This is a genomic window from Caballeronia sp. SL2Y3 (assembly GCF_022879575.1).
In the GTDB taxonomy this organism is placed as follows: domain Bacteria; phylum Pseudomonadota; class Gammaproteobacteria; order Burkholderiales; family Burkholderiaceae; genus Caballeronia.
The window spans coordinates 271,896-294,174 of the sequence record NZ_CP084263.1 but is presented as its reverse complement, the minus strand read 5'-3'; the positions used below and the strand labels follow the sequence as shown (position 1 = coordinate 294,174).

Here is a 22,279-nt window from a genome sequence, read left to right as displayed (position 1 = left end):
CTCGTTTAGCGCTCGACCGTGCGATTCCAGCGTTCCGTCCATTCGGTGCGATGCTGGTTGATGGTCGCCCAGTCCACCGCGGTCAGCTTCGCCACTTGATCGGGACCATAAGGCACGCGCGCCGCGACTTCGGGCGCGAGCTTCACCGTCTTGTTGACCGGACCCAGGCCGATGTTCTGCGCTTGAAGCATTTGCACTTCCGGCGTCAGCAGGTACTGCACGAACTCCTGCGAGAGCTTCGGCTGCGCGTTCTCCGCGACGACGCACGCCGCCACCTGCAACGCGACCGCGCCTTCCTTCGGGTAGATGAACTTGAGCGGGAAGCCCGTGTTCTGCAATGCGACGGCGCGGCCGCTGCCGTACGGCGCGAGAATCACGTCGCCGGATTGCATCTGGCCGTCCATCTCGCCGGGCGTCGGCGCCCACGAGAGCACGTTGGGCGCGACCTGCTTGGTCATCGCGGTGAAGCCGGGGTCGATGTTCTTTTCGCCGCCGCCCGACAGCCGCGCGAGCATGACGAGCGTGTGCAGGCCGTAGGTGTTCGTGATCGGCGGCACGCCGAGCTTGCCCTTGATGCGCGAGTCTTCGAGCACTTTCCACGAATCCGGCGGCGGCAGGCCGGCCTTCTTGAACGCTTCCTCGTTATAGCCGATGCCCGTCGCCACCATGCCGACGCCGATCGCGCTCGGGCCGATCTTCGCGAGCGGATAGACGTCGTTCATGACGGGCGCGTCGTCGAGCTTCGCGCACAGGTTCATCTGCATGGCCTGATACATCGGACCGTCGTCCATCACCGCGACATTGATCTGCTGATGCCCTCGCTGCGCCTGCAACTTCGCGAGCGTGTCGCTCGAATTGCCCGCCACGTACACGACCTTCACGTTATGCGACTTCTCGAAGGCCGGGATGATCTTCTGCCGATAGAGCTGCTCGTTCGAGCCGCCTACGTTCGCCACATACAGCGTGGTTTCGGCCTGCGCGAGCATCGGCGCGGCGCAGGCTGCGGCGAGCGCGAGAGCGGTGATCGCGGGGCGGGCGGAAAGGGCAGACAGACGGCGATGCAACGCTCTTTTCATGACGTGATCTCCATGGCGGGGGGCGGAAAACGCGGGGTGTGGTCCCGTCGATGAATCGAGTGTCGCGCCGACAATTCATATCGTCCAATACAAATAAAATACTGACCCATGCACAGTTGATATACATTGACGCGTCATCGTGGTCAGCACTTAGGGGAAAGCACGCATGAACCTGAAGCATATCGAGGCGTTTCGCGCGGTCATGGTGTCGGGATCGATGACGGCCGCGGCCAAGGCGCTGTTCACGTCGCAGCCGAACGTGAGCCGCCTGATCTCGCAACTCGAACGCGACACGGGCCTGCAGCTTTTCCAGCGCAGCGGCGTGCGGCTCATTCCGACCAGCGAGGGCACCGCGTTCTTTCGCGAGGTCGAGCGCGCGTTCGTCGGCTTGCAGGGCCTCGCCAACGCGGCGGCCCAGATTCGCAATCTGGGCAGCGGACGTCTGCGCATCGCGGCGATGCCATCGGCTGGCATGACGCTCGTGCCGCACGCAATCAAGCGCTTCGTCGCGCTCTTTCCGGACGTGACCGTCTCGCTGCACGTGAACACGTCGGGTACGGTCAATCACTGGACGGCGTCGCAGTTCTGCGATCTGGGCGTCGCGGTCTATGTGAGCGAGGCGTCGGAGTGCGAGGTCGAGCAGTTATCGAACGTGCCTGCGGTTTGCGTGATGCCGGCGAATCACCGGCTCGCGGCCAAGCGCAGCATCCGCCCGAAGGATCTCGAAGGGGAATCGTTCATCTCGCTGTGTCACGGCGACGGCACGCGCGCCGCCATGGACGATGTGTTTCAGCGCGCGGGCGTCCAGCGCGTGCTCGCCATCGAAGCGCAATACACGGCGATGTGCTGCGAAATGGTCCGTCACGGCATGGGCGTGACGCTTGCGCATCCGATCGTCGCTCGCGACTTCGCGGGGCCGGAGATCGTCATTCGGCCGTTTCTGCCGCACACGCGCTTTCCGACGTATCTGCTGTTTCCGCCGCATCGTCCGCGCGAGCGGCTGGCGTCGGCCTTCGTCGAGGTGCTGCGCGGTCTGCATGATGAATTGCTCGATGAGGTCGTCGAGACGGAGAGGAGGCGGGGGAGGGGGCGCGGTTAGGAGGCGCTGCGCGCTTCGGTCCGTTGTTTTCGTAAGGATGACGAATCAACGCGACCAACCGAGAATCCGCGTCGAAGTGAGACTCGTGCATGGACCCCATGACCACGATTCCGCACAACGACCACCGTTTGCTCGTCGCAGACCGTGCAAACACGCATAGACCGCCCGCCAACAACCGAGCCCCTTTCCAGCATTAATTACCGAACGACAGCGTTTGCGCATGCTGTGATACCCTGCACTCCGTGCGAACGGCGCTCCATGCGCTCGATACAGCGCGAATAAATTACCGGTCTCGGGTTTCGGCATCAAGAAGGTCCGCGGCCCGCCGTAAAAACAGCTAGTGCCACGCGCACATTCTTCTGCGGTCGAAGGTCAATCGTCATGCCGTGTCCGGCGGACATCGCGCCACCGAAGCCTCACCTTTACAGACCGGGCGCTTTCGCCCTACACAAAGAACGGTCGCCATCGCGACGCGTTTCAGGATTTGCCAGATGAAACCGGTAAGGAATCTCTTTCGCTCACGCTTTGGCCGCTTCTTCGCGTATGGCGTCGCTCTCACCGCGCTGATCGCCACGGCGAGCGCCATCGCGTGGCGTCATCATGCCGATGCCGCGCGCCACGAACCGCTCGCGCTGGCCGGCGTGGCGAGCGCGATGCGCGCTGACGCGAAGCCGTGGACGCATCGCGAGAAAGACGTCTCGCAGCTCGTGGCCGATATCCGTGCCCGCGATGTGGCCGCCATCGGCGTGAGCCGCGATGCGATTCTCGTATCGACGCAGCGCGGGGAGAAGTACTACGTCGCCGACCATAACGGCACGTTCTCGAATGCGCTTCTGATCGGCGATATGAAGGCCGGCGAAGCCGCGCCGTATCAACTGGTGTGGCTTCCGGACGCGAACGTGCAAACCGGCATGGCGCGTTGGGACGACGACTTCAATCGACTGCGCGATCTCCTGAGCATCCTGTTGCCCGTCGCGATGGTCGGCGGCTTGTTGTGGTTCATGCGCCGCGAGATGCGCGGCGGCGCGCAATTGCTGGCGAAATCGCCGACGATGCGCTTCGACGACGTCATCGGCGCAGGCGAAGCGAAAGCCGCGCTCGCGGACGTGCGCGCGTGGCTGACCGAGCCCGCGCAATTCACCGGCATGGGCGTGCGCGCGCCGTGCGGCATCCTCATGACAGGCGGGCCGGGCGTCGGCAAGACGCGTCTCGCGCAGGCGCTCGCGGGCGAATGCGGCGCGAACTTCATCGCCATCACGGGCAGCTATTTCAGCGCGAAGTACTATGGCGTCGGCATTCAGAAGGTGAAGCATCTGTTCGAACTCGCGCGCAAGAACGCGCCGACGGTCATCTTCATCGACGAAGCGGACGGCCTCGGCAAGCGCACGGATACGGGCGGCGGTCCGGTCGAAGCGGAGAGCAACCGCATCATCAACCAGCTGCTTGCCGAGATGGATGGCTTCGCGTCGAACGAAGGCGTCATCATCGTTGCGGCGACGAATCACCCGGACAATCTCGACGAGGCGCTGCGCCGCCCGGGCCGTTTCGATCGGACCATCCAGGTGCGTTTACCCGATATCGACGACCGCGAGAAGATCCTGCGTTTCTACGCGGCTAATCTCAAGACGAAGGCGGGAGACATCGACTTCACGCAGCTCGCGCGGCTGACCACGGGCTTGTCGCCGGCCACGCTTGCGATGATCGTAAATCAGGCGGGTCTCGTCGCGCGCAAAGCCGGCGCGACGGAAGTCGCGGCCGATCATTTCGTCGAAGCGATCAAGATCGCGCGCATCGGCGATATCAACGGTGCCGAGCGCGCGCTGTCCGACGACGAGCGCACGCGCATTGCCATTCACGAAGCCGGGCACGGGCTCGTTGCGGCGCTGCTGAACACGGGCGTGCTCGAGGAAGTCACCATTCTGCCGCGCGGCGGCGCGCTGGGCGTCGCGCTCATCACGAAGGCGCAGGACAAGCATCTGTATCGCGAGACCGAGATGCGTAACGAGATTCAGGTGCTGCTCGGCGGACGCAACGCGGAACTGTTGATGTTCAACGAGGCATCGAGCGGCGCGGCGCAGGACTTGCAGGAAGCATCGCGCATCGGACTGGATATGGTCTCGAAGTTCGGCTTCAATAACGACGGCAATCTGTTCAGCCTCGCCGCCTTGCCTCAACAGGTCGCGGGCCTGCAGTTGAAGACGGCGATCGGACATGCGAACGAGCTTCTCTCCGACCTGAACGATGCGTGCTTCGCGTTGCTCAAGGCGAATGAGCCGGTGCTTCGCGCGATTGCGGATCAACTGCTCGTGTCGGAGACGGTTCCGGGCGAGACGGTGTATCGGCTGATTCGCGAGCATGCGGCGGCTGTCGAAGCGATTGACGAGGCGCTCGCGGCTTGAGCGGATGCTCGGGGTGCATCAGCACGTTCATGCTTCGCGCGAGCTACGCTGATCCGCCCGATACGCTTGCGTAAGTCCGTCGTAGCCCCAGCTGTCTTTCGGCACTTCGTGAATCACGACATAGCTCACTTCGGACAACCTGCTGCCGATCACCGATTTAAGCAGTGCATTGGCTTCACGGACGAAGCGGGCCTTCTCCTCGGCAGTATTGGTTCCGGCACTGACGATGGCATCGACCTGCGCGGCGCATGCGACCGGCTCACCGCCCACGGTCCAACTCTTGGCGGGCACCTGTTCGACCAGAACAGCCACGAGAGGCCCGACTTTGCGAAGGACATCGACCATCAACGCAGTGATGCCTTCCTGAATCGCTTTCACTTGATGCTGCGCGAGCGGTTCACCGATCGCTTTGACGCTGATGAAGGGCATGGCCATTTCTCCTTGTTCGATGCACACGCGAGAGCGTTGCTTATCGAAACGATATGGCTGCTCGCCGCTTCGAGCAATTTGAAAGTTTGGAACTCATCCATTCATCGAATCGAACCGTCGTTCAGCGCACAGCCACGGCGGCAAGCTCGTCACGGATCGTTTCGGTCACGATATCGGTTAGCTTCGTGACTGCGGCTGTGGGTTCGGCTTCTGCGCGATGAAGCGAAAGCGGCGCGAGCGGCAGAGCGGGCAAGCCGGTTGTCATGGGGTCGAGCGCAACGAGCGATGCCGGCATCTTCAAGGCCGTTCGAACGGTGATGCCGAGGCCGCCTTCGACTGCGGCCCAAAGCCCCGAGAGGCTCGGACTCGTAAATACCAGTCGCCACGAAAGGCCGGCTGCATCCATTGCATCGACGGCGGCCGAGCGGAACGTGCACGGCGGGTCGAACGCGACGAAGGGCAGAGGCTGCCCGCCAAGACTTTCCACGCCACCCCAGTCTGGCCGCCCGACCCACTGAATCGGCACGGCCGCCACGCGTTCGCCGTGCGGCGACGCGCTGCCGTCTCCCCAGACGAGCGCCACATCGAGCGCGCCTGTCAGTGTCTTTTCGATGAGCGATGCGCTTCTATCCACCTGAACCTCGACGCGCACTTTCGGATGCGCTCTCGCGAACCGGCTGAGAACCGCCGGCAGCCAGCTTTCCGCGAAGTCTTGCGGCAAGCCGAGCCGCGCCCACCCCTCGAGGTCCGATCCCCGCACGGTTTCCACTGCTTCGTCGTTGAGTTCGAGCAAGCGCTTCGCGTAGCTCAGCAGACCTTCGCCCGCCGTGGTGAGCGCGAGCCCGCGCCCTGACTTCTGCACGAGAGGCCGGCCGATCTGATCCTCTAGCCTGCGCAACTGCGTACTGATTGCGGATTGCGAGCGGCCCAAGCGCTCTGCCGCGCGCGCGAAGCTGCCCAGTTCGAACCCGGTGACGAAGGTTCTCAGCACATCCATGTCGAGATTGGTTCGCGTAGGCATCGTTCGATTTCGCAGATGCGACCCTTCGTAAGTTTCAAATTTACGGAACCATAATCGGGCCGTAACGTGTGTACGTCAAGTACCGCAAACGTCCACGGTCATATAACCGAGTGAAGAAGCCATGCCGCTCATCCGCATTTCTCTGCTCAAAGGCAAGTCCCCCGCGCATGTTCGAGCCATTAGCGACGGCGTCCATCAGGCGCTGGTCGAGGCCTATGGCGCGCCGGCCGATGACCGATTCCATCTCGTTCATCAGCACGAGCGCGAGGAGTTCATCTACGACAGCGACTATCTCGGCATCCATCGCACCGACGATCTGGTCATCATCGACATCACGGCGGGCAATTGGCGCGACACTGCGAAGAAGAAAGCGCTCTTCAAGGCGATTGCGAGCAATCTCGCGGAGAACCCGGGCCTGCGTCCGGAGGACGTTCTGATCGTCTTGCAGCCGAATGCACGAGACGAATGGTCGTTCGGTAACGGTTCGGCGTCCTACGTAAAGGAGGAGTCGGGAAGCTAGACCGTATCGAAGAAGGGCGCGCGATTCGCCTGAACATTGCGCTGCACCTGTTATCGTCCGAACGTTCCGTCTATTCGACCTTGTGATTCGCACTGCAGATGTTTGTGCATTGCACTCGCATTTTGATTTGACTATGCTAAGGAGCATTCGGTAAGCACGCCGGATCGAAGCATTGGGCTACCGATACGCCGCGGCCAATAGAACCGTTGACCGCCAGATCGCAATCTGTCGATAGTGCGGCAGTCTGGGAGGATTCGGCATGTCGGTATCGGTCGTCATTCCCGTGTACAACGCGCAGGACTTCGTACGAGTCGCGCTGGCATCGCTGCAAGCGCAGACGCTCGCGCCACTGGAAATCGTCGTCGTGAACGACGCCTCCACCGACGATACCGCGAAGGTCGTGCAAGCTGCGTCGGAAGAAGACAGCCGCATAAAGCTAATCAACCTCGCCGAGAACGTGGGGCCGGGCGGCGCGCGCAATGCGGGCATCGCGAATGCGCGCGGTCAGTGGATCGCGCTTCTCGACGCCGACGACCGGTTCGGGCCGGAACGCTTAGAGCGGCTCGTGCGCCTTGGAAACGATACCGGGGCCGATATCGTGACGGACAATCTGTTGATCTACGACGCCATCGCACAGAAAGTCGTGCGCACCGGGTTTCGTCCGAGAGGAAGCGAGCCGCACTTTGCAGTGACACTCGATACGTTCCTGTACAACGCGGCAGGGGAATCGACCGGATGCGACTTCGGGCTTCTCAAGCCGCTATTTCGCCGCGACGCCTTGGTGAGTCGAGGGCTGCGCTATCCCGTGAGCTTGCGTCATGGCGAGGACTTTCACTTCATGCTCGACGCGCTGCTATCCGGCTGCGTCTGGGTGTGCGCCAACGATGCCTACTATCTCTACACGGAGAGAACCGGCTCCATCAGCAAGACCTCGTCCGGCATGAGCCGTACGAAGGTGAACTACAGCGCGATGAAGATGGCCACCGACGAGCTGTTGTCGCGCCCTGCAATCAGCGGCAATCCCCGTCTGCGAGCACTCGTCGCACGACGCTCGCAGAGCCTGCGTTGGCTGGACGCAAAAACGAAGCTCATCTCGATGCGCAAGTCCGAAGGCACCGCGAGCGTGCTGAAGACGTGCGCCAGCGACCCGTGGATTGCATGGAATGTCGGCCGCTTTCTGCTTCGCCGCGTATCGCGAAAGCTGAATTCGCTCGGCCACGCCACTTTGCATTCCACAGGCTCGCGGCCGCTGCGTTAGTTCCCGCAATCAGGATCAGACCGAAGCCGTCCTGAACACGGCCATCGTCGACTTCAACTGCTCGGCCTGATCCTGCAACGACCCGGCCGCCGCAGCCGCCTGTTCCACCAGCGCCGCGTTCTGCTGCGTGACTTCGTCCATCTGGCTGATGGCCTGATTCACTTGTTCGATGCCGCGACTCTGTTCGTTCGATGCAGACGCGATCTCGTCCATGATGTCGGTCACCTTCTGAATAGCGGCGCTGATCTTCGTCATCGTGTCGCCGGCGCGGCCGACGAGTTGAGTGCCCGCGGTAACGCGCGTACTGGACGCCTCGATCAGTTCACGAATCTCCTTCGACGCCGTCGAAGAGCGTTGCGCGAGACTGCGCACTTCGCCCGCCACCACCGCGAAGCCGCGGCCTTGCTCGCCGGCGCGCGCCGCTTCGACGGCCGCATTCAACGCGAGGATGTTGGTCTGGAACGCGATGCCTTCGATCATGTCGATGATCTCGCCGATCTTGTGCGAGCTGTGCTCGATCTCGGCCATCGTGCCGACCACTTCGCCGACGATCGTCGTGCCTTCCTTCGCGACGTCGCGCGCCGTGCCGGCCAGTCCGCTCGCTTGCCGCGCATTCTCCGAGTTGTGCTTCACGGCTGCGGTCAGTTCTTCCATGCTCGCCGCCGTTTCCTGCAGCGACGCCGCCTGCTGCTCCGTGCGCGACGACAGATCCGTGTTGCCGACCGCGATCTCGCGGCTCGCGCTCGCAATCGCGTTGGCCGACGTCTTCACGCTCTCGATTGCCGTCAGCAACTGGGCACGCATGCGCGCCATCGAATACATGAGACTCGAACGGTCGTCCGCCTGAGTCGCGACATCGACGGTGAGGTTGTTGTCCGCGATCTGGTTAGCGACTTCCGCCGCGTACGACGGCTCGCCGCCCATCGACCGCAGAATGCCGCGATTGAGCCGCGACACGACTACGCACAGCACCACCGCGATCGCGGCGAGCACGCCGAGGCTCCAGCCGAGCGACGTATAGAAGGCCGCATTGATGTCGTCGATATACACGCCCGTCACGATGAGCCAGTCCCACGGCTGATACATGGAGACATACGACATCTTCGGCAGGATCTCGTTGCTGCCGGGTTTCGCGAACGAATAGTAGGTGTAGCCTGCGCCCTCGCGCTTGCCCACGTCGATGATTTCTCGGTACAGATAGACACCGTTCGGGTCCTTGAAGTCCATCATCATCTTGCCGACGAACTCGGGCTTCATCGGATGCACCAGCACTTTGGCCTGCGAATCGAACACGCTGAAATAGCCGTTGTCGCCGAAGCGAATGTCGCGGATCGCGTTCAACGCGCCTTGCTTGGCCTGGTCCTGCGTGATCGTGCCGCTCGCCGCCTGCTGCGCGAACTCCTTGATGATGCTGGTGGCGACTTCCGTCGCGTGCTTGATATCGAGTTTGGTCTGCTCGGTGCGTACGGCGCGCATGCGGAATGCGTCGGCCACGGAGATTCCCGCCAGGCACGCAAGGCTCAGGAGCAGGGGCAGCCAGAGTTTTCTAGAAAAAGTCATGCGAGTCGTCGTTTTCGTTGATATTCGCTTACCGCCAGCGCGGGACGAGCGGCCTCTGGCTGTGATAACGGAAACGAATGCGCCGACTTTAGCCCGCGAAAAATAGACCCATCGTGCGGAAAAGCGGCAGGCTCGCCTCTACGTGCTTCGCCTGCCGCCGTTTAGCCGCGCTCAGTTCGGCGTGTTCCGCACGCGCCGATGCTCCGGCTCTTCCGCCGCGACGGTGGCGCCCGTCTTGTCGTTGGGGACGTCGCCGTGCTGCCATGTGTGCGCGTCGGCGCCCACCTGACAGTCGCCCTGGCTCAGCGAGAGCAGCACCGGAATGGACTTGTACGCCGGCGTGCCGCTGCGCGCATCGTTATCCGAGAGCGACACGAGGCAATTGGCTTCCGGATAGTACGCGGCGATGGAACCCTGCGCGATATCGAACGCGACCGCAGTGAGCCCGCACAGACGGCGCGAGCCGCCGACGCTGACCGTGCTTTCGATCGTCTCCAGATCCACGAGATCGCCGTGCTGAAGCCCGCGCGCTTCGAGATCGCGTTCGTTGACGAACACCACGTCGCGCCGGCCCGTGATGCCGCGGTAGCGGTCATTGAAGCCGTAGATCGTCGTGTTGTACTGATCGTGGCTGCGAATGGTCGCGAGAATCAGCGCGTCGCTGCGGTCCACGCGCGGGTCCATCATCACGCCCTTGTGCGCGATGAAACGCGCGCGTCCCTCCGGCGTGTCCCAACGGCGCGCGGCGGCGGCGTTGAAAAGGCGGAAGCCGCCCGGGTCCTGAATGCGCTCGTTATAACGCTCGAACTGCGGAAACACTTTCTCGATGAGATCGCGGATGCGGTTGTAGTCGGCCACCCAGCCGTCCCAGTCGAGCGACGGATCGTCGAGCGTCGCCTTCGCGATGCCCGCGACGATGGCCGGTTCCGAGCGCAGATGCTCGGACGCGGGCGGCAGCGAACCACGCGACGCGTGCACCATCGACATCGAATCTTCGACAGTGATGGACTGCGGCCCGCTCTCCTGCACATCCAGTTCCGTGCGGCCGAGGCAGGGCAGCAGAATGGTTTCCTTCGCGACCAGCAAGTGCGAGCGGTTCAGCTTCGTCGCGATATGCACGGCGAGGTCGAGCTTGCGCATGGCCTCATAGCAGACTGGCGTATCCGACATCGCGACAGGCAGATTGCCGCCGAGCGCGATGAGCGCCTTCGCGCGGCCATCGCGCATCGCCTCGATGGCGGAGATCGCACCGTGACCGTGTTCGCGCGGCGGCGTGAAGCGGAACACGCGCCCGAGCGAATCGAGCATCTCCTGATGCGGTATTTCGGTGATGCCGACGGTGCGATCGCCCTGCACGTTCGAGTGTCCGCGCAAGGGGCAGATGCCCGCGCCGTCGCGGCCCATGTTGCCGCGCAGAAGCAGCAGGTTGACGATCTGCTGCACGTTGGCCGTGCCGCTGTGATGCTGCGTGATCCCCATGCCATAGCACGCGATCACGGCCTTCGCATTCGCATACAGCTTGCCGATGTGCTCGATCTCTTCGCGCCCGACGCCCGACGCGCCGACGATCTGTTCCCATGAAGTCGCGTCGATATCGGCGATCAGTTCGTCGATGCCGCTCGTGTGTTCGTCGATGAACGCGCGATCCAGCACGCCTTCGCCGCCTTGCGCCTGGCTCTCGCGGTCGAGCGCGAGCACCGTCTTCATCATGCCTTTGAGGAACGCGACATCGCCGCCGATCCGCACCTGAATGTAATCCGTCGCGATGGCCGTCGAGCGGCCCGTCACCATTTCGACCGGGTCCTGTGGCGACGCGAACCGTTCGAGTCCGCGCTCGCGCAACGGATTCAGCACGACGATCTTCGCGCCGCGCCGGGAGGCCTCGCGCAGCGTCGCAAGCATGCGCGGATGGTTCGTGCCGGGATTGTGTCCGATGCAGAAGATCGCGTCGCAATGATCGAAGTCCGCGAGCGTCACCGTTCCCTTGCCCACGCCGATGGACTCGGGCAAACCGACGCTCGTCGGCTCGTGGCACATGTTCGAGCAATCGGGAAAGTTGTTGGTGCCGAAGCGCCGCGCGAAGAGTTGATACAGGAACGCCGCTTCGTTCGATGCGCGGCCCGAGGTATAGAACTCCGCCATGTTCGGGTCCGGCAGCGCCCGCAACGACTGGCCGATGCGCTCGAATGCCTCGTCCCACGAGATCGGCAGATAGCGGTCGGAAGCGGCGTCGTAGCGCATCGGATGCGTCAGCCGTCCTTCGTCTTCCAGCGCGAAGTCGTTCCACGTCCACAGCTCGCTGACGGTGTGGCGTCCGAAGAATTCGGGCGTCGTGCGCTTGGTGGTGGCTTCCCACGAGACGGCCTTCGCGCCGTTCTCGCAGAATTCGAAGGACGACGTGCTGCGCGGGTCCGGCCACGCGCAGCCCGGACAATCGAAGCCCGCGGGCTGGTTGACTTTGAGAAGCATCGTCGCTTCACGCGCGACGCCCATCTGCTGCTTCAGCGCCCGCGCGACGGCCTGCAACGCGCCCCATCCACCCGCCGGTCCGCCATACGGGCCTACGCCCGGAACTTCACGCTTGCTCATTACTGCTCTCCGTTATCCGACTTGCGGATGGCAGCAAGGCTTATGCCGGTCTGCGTCAGGGCTTGTTGTGTCGACTTGACCGCTCTGACAAGCCTCAGGACTTCGGGTCGGGCTCGGCTTCCGTATTGGTGCCGGTCTTGCCGTTGCTGCGGTTCGTTACCGCGCCGGTTTCGTCGAGCACGTCGTCGAGATCGTCGTCCGATTCGTCGGATGGCGCGCCGGATGGCGTCGACATCCATAACGCGGTCGGCGCCGTTGAGCGAAGCAGGGGCTGGGCGAGCTGAGTCATGGCGTTGTCCTCGGTAGTGGTCGTCGCCTGTCATGCAGCAAGCCGTCTGCCTGATGGCGAGCATGCGGCTCGCAACGATCACATTCAGTCAGGCGCGCTCACGGTCAGCGTCCACTGCGTGCCGTTGCCTTGTCCCGATTGCATCGTGAGTTGGCCGCCGAAGCTGCCGACGATGCGTCGCACCGTGCTCAAGCCCGTGTTCTCGTTGGCGTCGGGGGCATAGCCGCAACCGTTGTCGCTCACTTCGATCTCCACGCCCGCCGCCGTGCGCTGCATCGCCACGCGAATCTCGCCCGCGTAGCCATCGAACGCATGCTCGACCGCGTTGGCCACCAGTTCGTTGACGACCGTGCCGATAGCCGCGCAGGTGTCGATGGGAAGCGTCGCCGCACCGCGTTCGAGCGCCAGCGCGAGCGAGACGTCATGGCCGGGGAGATCGTAGAAGTCTTCGAAACTCGCGCACATGTTTTCCAGATACGCGCCGAGATCGACGCTTTGTTGATGGTCGCCGAGGCCCAGCAGATGATCGTAGAGCGATGCCATCGCGAACACGCGGCGCTCGACTTCGCGAAAACCCTTTTGAACCGCCGGGTCCGCGCACTCGCTCGCCCGCCGTTCGAGCAGCGCGGTAATCATCTGGAAATTGTTGCGGATGCGGTGCTGCTGCTCGCGCAGGAGCGTGGCCTTCGCGTCGCGTTCTTCGGTCAGTTCCTCGTGCCGTTGCCGCGACTCGATGCCTTCCGCGAGGATCGCGGCAATCGAGGCGAGAAACGAAAGGTGAGAAGCGTCGACTTCGTGCTGCTGGTCGTAGTCCACTTCGAGGATGCCGTACGGTCCCTCCGCGCCGATGAGCGGCAGACTCACCGATGTCACGACGCGGTATTCGCGCAGGATTGCGGGCGCGCGCTCGCCGCGCTCGGCAGGCACATTGGCGACGACGACCGGCCGCGCCCAAATCAGTGCCTCGCCGGCCGGATTGCCGGCTTGGGCCGTGCCCGCTTCGCGCCCGATCGCCGCCGCGCCCATTCCGACTTGCGCTTTCAATATGAGCGCGTTGCCGGCGCGCTGAAGTTCGAGGACCTTCGCCATCGGCGATGCGCAGCCGGCCGACGCGGCCTGTGCGGCGGCGTCTTGCAGCCGCGCTATCGAACGTTCGCCCTGGAATGCGTCGTGCAGGCTCGCGAGCGCCTTTCGCTGCCGCAGCAGCACGGCTACCGGCACGGTCTCGGTCTCCGAGAACGCGAGGTTGTCGATGCAGGCGGCCCACGTGGCTTTGCGCGCGAAGCTCATGTGCTCTCACGGGATGTACTGGCGGTTCAGCCATTCTAATGACTGGTTGCGGCCAGCGCTTGCGTCCTCGCACATAGCCCATGTTGCGCCTGCATCGAACCGGAAAAACCGACCGTTGCCGAGGACCGTGCGATGCCGCCCGCAGCACGCCGTTACCGGTAACGTAAGCGAATTGCGCGCGCTAGCACCAGTCGCTATACTGGCTCCGCGATTGCGGTGGCCTGACCACCGTGATTGGCCTGACCGCAGGACGAATCGAGCAGACTAACTGAAAGCAACGCATCCGCACCGCGTGCGAATGCGCCTGAAGGGGCGTGCCGATGATCGAGTCGCGTCGCGCCGCTCCACAAGAAGAATGAAAGGAGACGAACAGATGTTCCGTAAAGGAATGCCGGTCAAGGCCGCGCTCACGCTCGCCGTTTGCGCGCTCGCTGGCGCTGCCCACGCGCAGGTCGCCACGGGCGATACGTCGCAAAAGAAGATCGCGCTGTCCAACAGCTTCGCGGGCAACGCGTGGCGGCAGTCGATGCTCAAGAGCTGGAACGCCGTCGCGCAGCAGGCCGTCGCCGACAAGAAGGTCGCCGCCGCGCCCGCTTTCACGACCGCCGAAAACCAGGTGACGGAACAGGCGCAGCAGGTGCAGAACCTGATTCTTCAGGGCTACAACGCGATCGTCATCGACGCCGTTTCGCCCACCGCGCTCAACGGCACGATCAAGAAGGCGTGCGCCGCGGGCGTCGTCGTGGTGTCGTTCGACGGCGTGGTCGACGAACCCTGCGCGTATCGCGTGAACTTCGACTTCAAGGGCTGGGCGGAACAGGGCGTCGACTATCTCGCGACGCGCCTCAACGGCAAGGGCAACATTCTCGAAGTGCGCGGCGTGGCCGGCATCTCGGTCGACAACCTGATGCACGAAGGCGTGCTCGAAGGGCTCAAGAAGCATCCGGGGATGAAGCTCGTCGGCTCGGTGAACGGCGACTGGACGCAATCGGTCGCGCAGAAAGCCGTCGCCGGCATCTTGCCGACGCTGCCGCAAGTCGATGGCGTCGCCACCGAAGGCGAGATGTCGTTCGGCATCGCGCAGGCGTTCAAGGCCGCGAATCGTCCGGCGCCGCCGATGATCATCGGCAGCACGTATCCGGAACTCCAGTGGTGGAGCGAGCAGGCGAAGACGGGCTATCAGTCGCGTTCGCTGTCGAATCCGCCGGGCGCGGTGTCGTTCGCGTTCTGGGTCGCGCAGCAAGTGCTCGCGGGCAAGAAGATCCCGAAGGAAGTGACCATCAACGTGCCGCTGCTCGCCATCTCGCAGCAGGAACTGCCGGCCAAGCTCGCCGCGACGCCGCCGGGCGGCCTCGCCGACGTGACGTACACGCTGCCGCAGACCGTGGCCTTGCTCGACAAGAAATAAGCACGACAGACGCACGACAGACGCAGGACAGACGCCACGCATGGAGGCATGTGAATGGGCGCAACAGCAATGAGCAGCAACGAGGCGCAGGGCGCGCTGATCCGCTTCGAAGGCATCGGCAAGACCTTCGGGCGAGTGCGCGCGCTCGCGGACATCGACTTCGCGTTCATGCGCGGCGAATGCATCGGCATCGCGGGACACAACGGCGCGGGCAAGTCGACGCTGATGGCCGTGCTCGCGGGCGTGTACACGCCTACGCAAGGCCGCATCGAAGTGGATGGCCGCGAGGCGCCGCATTACGACGCGAACGCCGCGCGCGAGGCCGGCGTTCGCTGCGTATTCCAGGAACTCTCGCTTTGCCCGAATCTGACGATCGCGGAGAACATGACGGTCGTGCATCCGCAATTGCGCGGACGCGGCTGGCGCAAACGCGCGACTGCGCTGATGCGCGAGAAGCTCGAAGAGATCTTCCCGGGCAACGGACTGAAGGGCAGCGAACTCGTCTCCGACCTGACGCTCACGCAAAAGCAGATGGTGGAGATCGCGCGCGGCTTCACGGTCACGGATACGCCGGTGCGTCTTCTGATTCTGGACGAACCGACTTCATCGCTCGATGCGCACACCGCCGATCAACTGCTCGACTTCGTGCAGCGCGCGGCGCAAAACGGCATCACGTGTCTGCTCATCACGCACATGCTCGGCGAGATCGAGCGCGTGGCGGACCGCGTGATGGTGATGCGCGACGGCGGCATCGTCGGCGTGTTGCCGCGCGAGCAGTCGAGCCGCGCGTCGATCATTCAGGCGATGGGCCAGCAGCTCGAAGCGGAAAAGACGCCGGCCGCCGTGCGCGAGCGCAGCGCGCGCAGCGACGACAAGCCGTTGCGCTGGCACGTCGGCGCGAAAAAGCATACGGCGATCGAAGCATCGCGCGGCGAGATCGTCGGTTTCGCGGGACTCGCGGGGCAAGGACAGACCGAGGCGCTGCTCGCCATCTATGAAGCGGCGACGAAACGCGGCGCGTCTCGCGTGAAGGCGGCGTTCGTCGCGGGCGATCGCGGGCGCGACGGCGTGTTCCCGGTCTGGTCGATCGCGCAGAACCTCGACTTGCGGTGGCTGCTCGGCGGCGCGAAAGCCAGGCGCGGTCTCGTGGATCTCGCGGCGGCGCGGGCGCTCGTCGAAGCATGGCGCGCGAAGATCGGCATACGCGGCGCGTCGATGAGCGCGGGCATTCTGTCGCTCTCGGGCGGCAATCAGCAGAAGGTGCTGTTCGCCCGCGCGCTCGCATCGGATGCGCAACTCATTCTGATGGACGACCCCACGCGCGGCGTCGATGTCGGCACGAAGCGCGATATCTATCGCCTCGTTCACGACGAAGCCGCGAAGGGCCGCACGTTCATCTGGTACACGACAGAAAACGAGGAGCTGTCGCACTGCGACCGCACGTATGTGTTCCGCTCGGCGGCCGTCACGCGCGTACTGCACGCCGACGAATGCACGGAAGAAGCGCTCCTCGCCGCGAGTTTCGAGGAGCAGGCCGCATGACCCCCGCACGCACGACGTTTCAGGGCACGCAAGCGCGTCTGCGCGCGCTGCTTCCCGCCATCTCGCTCGTCGCGGTGCTGGTGCCGATTCTCATCATGCAGCCGGCGGTGATGAGCTACTTCGGCTCCAGCCTGCTCTTGAATCTCGCCGTGCCGATCGTGCTCGCGACGCTCGCGCAACTCGCGATCATCACCGTCAACGATCTCGACTTGTCCATCGGTTCCTTCGTGAGTCTGGTCGCGTGCATCGGCGCGACGCTGCTGGTCAAGCAACCGTGGCTCGGCACGCTTGCGCTGGTCGGCTGCGTGCTCGCGTATGCGGCCGTCGGCGCGTTGATCGAACTGCGGCAGATTCCGTCGATCGTGGTGACGCTCGGGCTCTCGTTCGTGTGGAGCGGGCTTGCCATCGTGCTCCTGCCTTCACCGGGCGGCACGAGCCCCGGCTGGCTCGGCACGGCGATGGGCTATCAGACGCCGTTCATCGCCGCGCCTATCGTGTGGTCGGTGTTGATCGCCGTCATCGGGCACTTTCTGCTGATGCGCACTTCGGCCGGCGTGCGCATTCGCGGCGCGGGCGGCAATCCTCGCGCGATGCGCCGTTTCGGCTGGTCGCTCGTGCGCAGCAAGGCGACGCTCTACGGCATCGCGGGCATATTCGGCGTGCTGTCGGGGCTCTCGCTGCTCGGCCTCACGACTTCCGCCGACGCCAACCTCGCGCTGCGTTACACGCTGCTTTCCATCGCGGCGGTGATTCTTGGCGGCGGCGAGTTCGTCGGCGGGCGCGTGTCCGTGATCGGCGCGGTGCTCGGCGCGATCACGCTGACGCTCGCGGCCTCGTTTCTGGCATTTCTCAACATCTCGGCGGACTGGCAGGTCGGCATGCAGGGCGCGATCCTGATCATCGTGCTGTCGTTGCGCGTGCTGCTGCAACGCGGGGAGCGGCAATGAAGACGCAGACATCGGGCGAGGCGATCGCCAACAACGAAACCGCGTGGACGCGGCTCAGAAGCCTTCAGGCGCCGTGGGCGTGGTCCTTCGCGGGCACGGTGCTCGTGTGGTTCGCGATCGTCGGCATCTTCGGCTTCGGCATTGCGAGCAACGTCGCGCAGACCGCGCTCACCTACGGCGTATTCATGGTGCTCGTCGGTCTCGGGCAGATGTTCGTCATCACATCGGGCGTCGGCAACATCGACCTCTCGGTGCCGTCGACCATCGCGCTCGCGGGCGTCGTCGGCATGCACGTGATGGGCGGTGAGAACGGACACATTCTGCTGGGCGTGGCGGCGGCGCTGGGCGTGGGCGCGGCGATCGGCATCGTGAACTATCTGCTGATCCGCCTGCTGCGCATTCCGCCGATCATCGCGACGCTGTCCTCCAGCTTCATCATTCAGTCGATCGCCATCACGCAAGGACGCCAGCTTCCGCCGCCGCCGCCCGCGCTCGGCGCGTTCGCCACGGGCCGGCTCTTTCATGTGCCGTATATCGCGCTGCTTGCGCTCGCGTTGTCGGTGGCGCTCGCCGTGCTGCTGCATCGCGCGGTCTATGGCCGCAGGCTTTCCGCCATCGGACAGAACGCGCGGGCCGCGTGGCTCGCGGGCGTGAACGTGCATCCGACGCGCTGCATCGCCTACGTGCTCTGCTCGATGATCGCGGCGCTCACCGCGCTCTTGCTCGCGGCGACTTCGGGCGGCGCGTCGCTCGACATGGGCGTCGAGTACATGCTGATCTCGATTGCGGTCGTCGTAATCGGCGGCACGCTCGTGACGGGCGGCAAGGCGACGATTGCCGGCGTGTGGGGCGCGTCCATGTTCCTGTTTCTGACGAACGCCGCGCTCAACGCAGTCGGCGCGGATGCGGGCGTGCGCGCGATCGTCTACGGCGTGCTCATCATCGCGGTGACGGTGGCGGCGGGCGGCAAGACGGCGCGCTGACATCCGACAATTTCGATCCAGAGAATCGATCCACAGAAGGGACGAGGAGACATGAAACCGAGCGACTACGAAGTGCATGATCCGCGATTCAGGCTGCTGCTTCAGCCGAACGCGTTTCTTTCCAGAATCACCGATGAGTGCCTGTGGGCCGAGGGACCGGTGTATTTTCCGGCCACGGACCTGCTCGTCTGGAGCGACATTCCGAACAACCGCATGCTGCGCTGGGCGCCCGGCATGGACGTGGGCGTGTTTCGCGCGCCGTCGAACTACAGCAACGGCAATACGCGCGACCGCGAAGGGCGGCTCGTCACATGCGAGCATGGCGCGCGGCGCGTGACGCGCACGGAACACGACGGCAGCGTGACCGTGATTGCTTCGCACTTCGAAGGAAAACGGCTCAATTCGCCGAACGATGTGGTCGTCGATTCGAAGGGCGATATCTGGTTCACCGATCCCGATTACGGCATTCTGAGCGATTACGAAGGTTATCGCGCGGACAGCGAGATCGGGCGATGCAACGTGTATCGCGTGTCGTCGCAGAGTACCGAAGTGCAGCTCGTCTGCGACGACTTCGTGAAGCCCAACGGCCTCGCGTTCTCGCTGGATGAATCGCGGCTCTATATCGCAGATTCCGCGGCCTCTCACGACGACGAAGCGCCGCGTCATATTCGCGTGTTCGACGTATCGAGCGATGGCGCATTGCGCGACGGGCGCGTATTCATCGAGATGCAAAGCGGCGTGCCGGACGGCATGCGCCTCGACGAGCACGGCAACGTCTGGACGAGCGCGGAAGACGGCGTGCATTGCTACGCGCCCGACGGCACGCTGCTCGGCAAGATCCTGATACCGGAGGTCGTCGCGAACGTGACCTTCGGCGGGATCAATCGTAATCGGCTGTTTATCGCGGCTACGTCGTCCATTTATTCGCTTCATGTCGGCGTGCGCGGCGCGGGACGCTGACACGCCAGCACATCAAATCAAGAACCGGAGACAAGCATGAAGATCAGGAAACTCGCGTTGGCGCTGTGCATGGCGTCGGCATCGGTGGGCGCGTCGGCGCAGGTCGCGACGGGCGACACGTCGTCGATGAAGATCGCGCTTTCGAACAACTATGCGGGCAACAGCTGGCGCCAGCAGATGCTCAAGAGCTGGTCGAACGTGGCGGACCCCGCCGTGAAGCAGAAGATCGTCGCGGCCGCGCCGAGCTACACAACGGCCGAGAGCCAGGCCACCGAGCAGGTCCAGCAAATACAGAACCTCATCTTGCAGGGCTTCAAGGCGATTGCGGTGGATGCCGTTTCGCCGACGGCGCTCAACGGTGTCATCAAGCAGGCGTGCGGCGCGGGCGTGACGGTGGTCTCGTTCGACGGCATCGCGACCGAGCCGTGCGCGTATCGCATCGCGGTGGATTTTCAGGGCATGGGCCGCATGCAGGTGGATTATCTGGCCAAGCGCCTGAACGGCAAGGGCAATCTGCTCGAAATTCGCGGGCTCGCGGGCGTGTCGGTGGATGACGAGATTCATCAGGGCATCGTCGATGAACTGAAGAAGTATCCGGGGCTGAAGATCGTCGGCTCGGTGCACGGCGACTGGACGCAGACCGTCGCGCAGAAACAAGTCGCGGGCATTCTGCCGACGTTGCCGAAGATCGACGGCGTGGTCACGCAGGGCGGCGACGGCTATGGCGCGGCGCAGGCGATCAAGGCGGCGGGACGGCCGACGCCGATCATCATTCTGGGCAACCGGCAGGAAGAACTCGCGTGGTGGGCCGATCAGAAGAAGAGCGGCTACGAGACGATGTCGGTGACGATTCCGCCGGGCGCTTCGTCGTTTGCGTTCTGGGTGACGCAGCAGATTCTCGCGGGCAAGAAGGTGCCGCACGATATCCGCATGCCGGTGCTGGAAGTGAAGGCTGACGAACTCGATGCGGTGCTCGCGAAGACGCCGGCCGGCGCGCTGGCGAACAAGGAGTACACGCGCGAGGAAGTGGTCGCGGTGGTTGATGGGAAGAAGTAGGGTGAATCAGTAGAATAGCGAGGGGCGCGAGTGCACTGAAGCGCGCCCTCGCTCAGGTAATGTCGAGAAAATGGAAAAAGAAACGAAGGACACGCGCCCCCCGGCGCATCGAGCGCGAGAGCGCTGGGCCGAAGCCAGTAAGGCGATTGCGGACAGCGGCGAAGACGCCATGGTGATGGGCGAATTCCCGAACGCCGACGACGCAGAGTTGACGTGGTAGCGCGGTGAACGCGGCGCGGCGCGGCGCGCTCGCCGCCCGCTCACGCGTATGAAATCTCGATTCCTTTCGCTTTAATCCACGTTGCCGCGCACGTGCTCGACCCGTCCTAGCCGCTGCAATTCGCCGATATCCTTGCTTACGTCGCCACCCATCGATCCTTTCGTCGTCCTTATCAAAGCATCGCGCGCAACACTGCGACACGCGCTTATGAGCCAGCTTCATATCGATAGGCGCAACAAGGGCTGTGCGTTCCGGAAGGCGGGTCCTATACTGTTTTCCCCGACCGACTCTCTCCCGGCGCCCCAGCATGCCGCGAACTCCCCGCATTTCATCGCCTTCCGCGAATATCGACACAACAGCATCGCCATCGCGTCGCCGGATGCTGCGCGGTCTCGCCGTGTCCGCAGTGGTGGCGCCGAGCGCCAACGCTGCGTCTTCGCTGTTGCAGCCGCTCGCGGTTCAGCCGTGGACGCGCACGCCCGGCGCTCCCATTCTCGAACATCCGTATGGCGTGCCGTCGCCGCGCGAAGCGAACGTCGTGCGCCGCGCGGCCCGCGCGTTTCCCGTGCCGGGCCAGGCTTCGTCGCTGACGCCGCTCGCCGATCTGCATGGCTCGATCACGCCGAACGGCCTCGTCTACGAGCGGCATCATGCGGGCGTGCCGGACATCGATCCGGATCAGCATCGGCTCGCGATTCACGGCCTCGTGCGCGAGCCGAAGCTCTTTACGATGGACGACTTGCTGCGGCTGCCATCCGAATCGCGCGTGTATTTTCTGGAGTGTTCGGGCAACACCGCAAGCGAGTGGAAAGGACCGAGCGGTCTGCCGGTTCAGATGACGCACGGCTTGTTGTCGTGCTGCGAGTGGACCGGCGTGCGGCTTTCGACATTGATCGAAGCCGCAGGCGGTCTCGCGGCAAGCGACGGTCAGTCGCCGCGCTGGATGCTTGCGGAAGGCGCCGACGCCGCCGCGATGACGCGCAGCCTGCCGCTCGATCGCATTCTCGAGCGCGCGCTCATCGTCTATGCGCAGAACGGCGAGCGCCTGCGGCCGGAGAACGGCTATCCGCTGCGGCTCGTGGTGCCGGGCTTCGAGGGCAATACGAACGTGAAGTGGCTGCGCCGCCTTAAGTTCGTCGACGCGCCGCTCGAAACACGCGAGGAAACGTCGAAATATACGAGCCCGCTCGCGAACGGGCAGGCGCGCCAGTTCGTGTTCGAGATGGATGCGAAGTCGGTCATCACGCGGCCGTCGCCGGGGCATCGGCTCACGGTTCACGGCTATTACCCGATCATCGGACTCGCGTGGTCGGGGCGTGGCTCGATTCGCAAGGTCGAGGTCTCCACCGACGGCGGGCGCTCATGGCAGGAAGCGCAGCTCGACGGCCCGCCGAAGGATCGCGCGTTGACGCGTTTTCATGCGGGCTGGGTATGGAACGGCGAGCCTGCCGCGATTCTCTCGCGGGCCACCGATTCGACCGGCTACGTTCAGCCGACGCGCGAGGCGCTGGTCGCCGCGCGCGGGCTGAACTCGAACTATCACTACAACGGCATTCAGCAATGGCGCATCGGCGCCGATGGCAGCGTCAACAATGCATAACGCCCCGGCTCTGAAGCATCGTCTGTTGCGGCC

Annotated in this window: 18 protein-coding genes and 1 pseudogene; 12 read left to right on the top strand and 7 right to left on the bottom strand. The window is 64.1% G+C overall.

Annotated elements, in window-relative coordinates; translation table 11 throughout:
- Positions 1-5 precede the first annotated feature (5 nt).
- Complete coding sequence (locus LDZ26_RS23655; RefSeq protein ID WP_244851726.1) at positions 6-1,076, bottom strand: ABC transporter substrate-binding protein; 1,071 nt, start codon at positions 1,074-1,076, stop codon at positions 6-8.
- Between the two features lie 166 nt (positions 1,077-1,242).
- Here LDZ26_RS23655 and LDZ26_RS23650 point away from each other — a divergent pair, with 166 nt between their 5' ends.
- Positions 1,243-2,175, top strand: coding sequence for a LysR substrate-binding domain-containing protein (locus LDZ26_RS23650; RefSeq protein ID WP_244851725.1), 933 nt, complete (start codon positions 1,243-1,245; stop codon positions 2,173-2,175).
- Positions 2,176-2,666: 491 nt separating this feature from the next.
- Positions 2,667-4,574, top strand: coding sequence for an AAA family ATPase (locus tag LDZ26_RS23645; RefSeq protein ID WP_244851724.1), 1,908 nt, complete (start codon positions 2,667-2,669; stop codon positions 4,572-4,574).
- A gap of 27 nt (positions 4,575-4,601) precedes the next feature.
- Here LDZ26_RS23645 and LDZ26_RS23640 read toward each other — a convergent pair whose 3' ends face one another.
- Both LDZ26_RS23640 and LDZ26_RS23635 read right to left on the bottom strand, forming a co-directional pair.
- Positions 4,602-5,003, bottom strand: coding sequence for a tautomerase family protein (locus tag LDZ26_RS23640; protein ID WP_244851723.1), 402 nt, complete (start codon positions 5,001-5,003; stop codon positions 4,602-4,604).
- 121 nt (positions 5,004-5,124) lie between these two features.
- The gene (locus tag LDZ26_RS23635) at positions 5,125-6,024 is read right to left on the bottom strand and encodes a LysR substrate-binding domain-containing protein (protein WP_244851722.1); all 900 of its coding nucleotides are present in this window, start codon (positions 6,022-6,024) and stop codon (positions 5,125-5,127) included.
- A gap of 121 nt (positions 6,025-6,145) precedes the next feature.
- On the opposite strand from LDZ26_RS23635, the gene LDZ26_RS23630 reads away from it, so the two are divergent.
- Entirely contained in the window at positions 6,146-6,544 is a 399-nt protein-coding gene (locus LDZ26_RS23630; RefSeq protein WP_244851721.1) for a tautomerase family protein, read from the top strand.
- Between the two features lie 259 nt (positions 6,545-6,803).
- Positions 6,804-7,802, top strand: coding sequence for a glycosyltransferase family 2 protein (locus LDZ26_RS23625; protein ID WP_244851720.1), 999 nt, complete (start codon positions 6,804-6,806; stop codon positions 7,800-7,802).
- 15 nt (positions 7,803-7,817) lie between these two features.
- Here LDZ26_RS23625 and LDZ26_RS25605 read toward each other — a convergent pair whose 3' ends face one another.
- The 4 genes from LDZ26_RS25605 to LDZ26_RS23600 form a co-directional block, all read right to left on the bottom strand.
- Entirely contained in the window at positions 7,818-9,362 is a 1,545-nt protein-coding gene (locus tag LDZ26_RS25605) for a methyl-accepting chemotaxis protein (RefSeq protein ID WP_305038329.1), read from the bottom strand.
- Positions 9,363-9,533: 171 nt separating this feature from the next.
- The gene (locus LDZ26_RS23610) at positions 9,534-11,951 is read right to left on the bottom strand and encodes an FdhF/YdeP family oxidoreductase (RefSeq protein ID WP_244851719.1); all 2,418 of its coding nucleotides are present in this window, start codon (positions 11,949-11,951) and stop codon (positions 9,534-9,536) included.
- Positions 11,952-12,045: 94 nt separating this feature from the next.
- Entirely contained in the window at positions 12,046-12,240 is a 195-nt protein-coding gene (locus tag LDZ26_RS23605; RefSeq protein ID WP_244851718.1) for a hypothetical protein, read from the bottom strand.
- Positions 12,241-12,324: 84 nt separating this feature from the next.
- Positions 12,325-13,530, bottom strand: a complete 1,206-nt coding sequence (locus LDZ26_RS23600) for a sensor histidine kinase (protein WP_244851717.1) — start codon at positions 13,528-13,530, stop codon at positions 12,325-12,327.
- Between the two features lie 373 nt (positions 13,531-13,903).
- Between LDZ26_RS23600 and LDZ26_RS23595 the strand changes: the two genes are divergently transcribed.
- The 8 genes and pseudogenes from LDZ26_RS23595 (at position 13,904) to soxC (ending at position 22,246) form a co-directional block, all read left to right on the top strand.
- Positions 13,904-14,938: a substrate-binding domain-containing protein gene (locus tag LDZ26_RS23595; protein WP_244851716.1), complete on the top strand. Its 1,035-nt coding sequence runs from the start codon at positions 13,904-13,906 to the stop codon at positions 14,936-14,938.
- A gap of 54 nt (positions 14,939-14,992) precedes the next feature.
- Positions 14,993-16,480, top strand: coding sequence for a sugar ABC transporter ATP-binding protein (locus LDZ26_RS23590; protein ID WP_244851715.1), 1,488 nt, complete (start codon positions 14,993-14,995; stop codon positions 16,478-16,480).
- Positions 16,477-17,427 carry an ABC transporter permease gene (locus tag LDZ26_RS23585; RefSeq protein WP_244851714.1) on the top strand — a complete coding sequence of 317 codons (951 nt, stop codon included), beginning with the start codon at positions 16,477-16,479 and terminating at the stop codon, positions 17,425-17,427. Before LDZ26_RS23590 ends, LDZ26_RS23585 begins: the two co-directional genes overlap by 4 nt.
- On the top strand, positions 17,424-18,410 hold the full coding sequence (locus tag LDZ26_RS23580; RefSeq protein WP_244851713.1) for an ABC transporter permease: 987 nt from the start codon (positions 17,424-17,426) through the stop codon (positions 18,408-18,410). The genes LDZ26_RS23585 and LDZ26_RS23580 overlap by 4 nt, the downstream gene beginning before the upstream one ends.
- Before the next feature lie 51 nt (positions 18,411-18,461).
- On the top strand, positions 18,462-19,370 hold the full coding sequence (locus LDZ26_RS23575; protein ID WP_244851712.1) for an SMP-30/gluconolactonase/LRE family protein: 909 nt from the start codon (positions 18,462-18,464) through the stop codon (positions 19,368-19,370).
- Positions 19,371-19,406: 36 nt separating this feature from the next.
- Complete coding sequence (locus LDZ26_RS23570; RefSeq protein WP_244851711.1) at positions 19,407-20,426, top strand: ABC transporter substrate-binding protein; 1,020 nt, start codon at positions 19,407-19,409, stop codon at positions 20,424-20,426.
- Between the two features lie 94 nt (positions 20,427-20,520).
- A pseudogene (locus LDZ26_RS23565) lies at positions 20,521-20,646 on the top strand (AbrB/MazE/SpoVT family DNA-binding domain-containing protein); the annotation flags it as partial.
- Between the two features lie 307 nt (positions 20,647-20,953).
- Positions 20,954-22,246 carry a sulfite dehydrogenase gene (gene soxC, locus LDZ26_RS23560; protein ID WP_244851710.1) on the top strand — a complete coding sequence of 431 codons (1,293 nt, stop codon included), beginning with the start codon at positions 20,954-20,956 and terminating at the stop codon, positions 22,244-22,246.
- Positions 22,247-22,279 lie beyond the last annotated feature (33 nt).

Excerpts from the sequence above, each read along its gene's own strand:
- LDZ26_RS23655 (WP_244851726.1), bottom strand. The coding sequence starts at position 1,076 with ATGAAAAGAGCGTTGCATCGCCGTCTGTCTGCCCTTTCCGCCCGCCCC.
- LDZ26_RS23650 (WP_244851725.1), top strand. The coding sequence starts at position 1,243 with ATGAACCTGAAGCATATCGAGGCGTTTCGCGCGGTCATGGTGTCGGGA.
- LDZ26_RS23645 (WP_244851724.1), top strand. The coding sequence starts at position 2,667 with ATGAAACCGGTAAGGAATCTCTTTCGCTCACGCTTTGGCCGCTTCTTC.
- LDZ26_RS23640 (WP_244851723.1), bottom strand. The coding sequence starts at position 5,003 with ATGCCCTTCATCAGCGTCAAAGCGATCGGTGAACCGCTCGCGCAGCAT.
- LDZ26_RS23635 (WP_244851722.1), bottom strand. The coding sequence starts at position 6,024 with ATGCCTACGCGAACCAATCTCGACATGGATGTGCTGAGAACCTTCGTC.
- LDZ26_RS23630 (WP_244851721.1), top strand. The coding sequence starts at position 6,146 with ATGCCGCTCATCCGCATTTCTCTGCTCAAAGGCAAGTCCCCCGCGCAT.
- LDZ26_RS23625 (WP_244851720.1), top strand. The coding sequence starts at position 6,804 with ATGTCGGTATCGGTCGTCATTCCCGTGTACAACGCGCAGGACTTCGTA.
- LDZ26_RS25605 (WP_305038329.1), bottom strand. The coding sequence starts at position 9,362 with ATGACTTTTTCTAGAAAACTCTGGCTGCCCCTGCTCCTGAGCCTTGCG.
- LDZ26_RS23610 (WP_244851719.1), bottom strand. The coding sequence starts at position 11,951 with ATGAGCAAGCGTGAAGTTCCGGGCGTAGGCCCGTATGGCGGACCGGCG.
- LDZ26_RS23605 (WP_244851718.1), bottom strand. The coding sequence starts at position 12,240 with ATGACTCAGCTCGCCCAGCCCCTGCTTCGCTCAACGGCGCCGACCGCG.
- LDZ26_RS23600 (WP_244851717.1), bottom strand. The coding sequence starts at position 13,530 with ATGAGCTTCGCGCGCAAAGCCACGTGGGCCGCCTGCATCGACAACCTC.
- LDZ26_RS23595 (WP_244851716.1), top strand. The coding sequence starts at position 13,904 with ATGTTCCGTAAAGGAATGCCGGTCAAGGCCGCGCTCACGCTCGCCGTT.
- LDZ26_RS23590 (WP_244851715.1), top strand. The coding sequence starts at position 14,993 with ATGGGCGCAACAGCAATGAGCAGCAACGAGGCGCAGGGCGCGCTGATC.
- LDZ26_RS23585 (WP_244851714.1), top strand. The coding sequence starts at position 16,477 with ATGACCCCCGCACGCACGACGTTTCAGGGCACGCAAGCGCGTCTGCGC.
- LDZ26_RS23580 (WP_244851713.1), top strand. The coding sequence starts at position 17,424 with ATGAAGACGCAGACATCGGGCGAGGCGATCGCCAACAACGAAACCGCG.
- LDZ26_RS23575 (WP_244851712.1), top strand. The coding sequence starts at position 18,462 with ATGAAACCGAGCGACTACGAAGTGCATGATCCGCGATTCAGGCTGCTG.
- LDZ26_RS23570 (WP_244851711.1), top strand. The coding sequence starts at position 19,407 with ATGAAGATCAGGAAACTCGCGTTGGCGCTGTGCATGGCGTCGGCATCG.
- soxC (WP_244851710.1), top strand. The coding sequence starts at position 20,954 with ATGCCGCGAACTCCCCGCATTTCATCGCCTTCCGCGAATATCGACACA.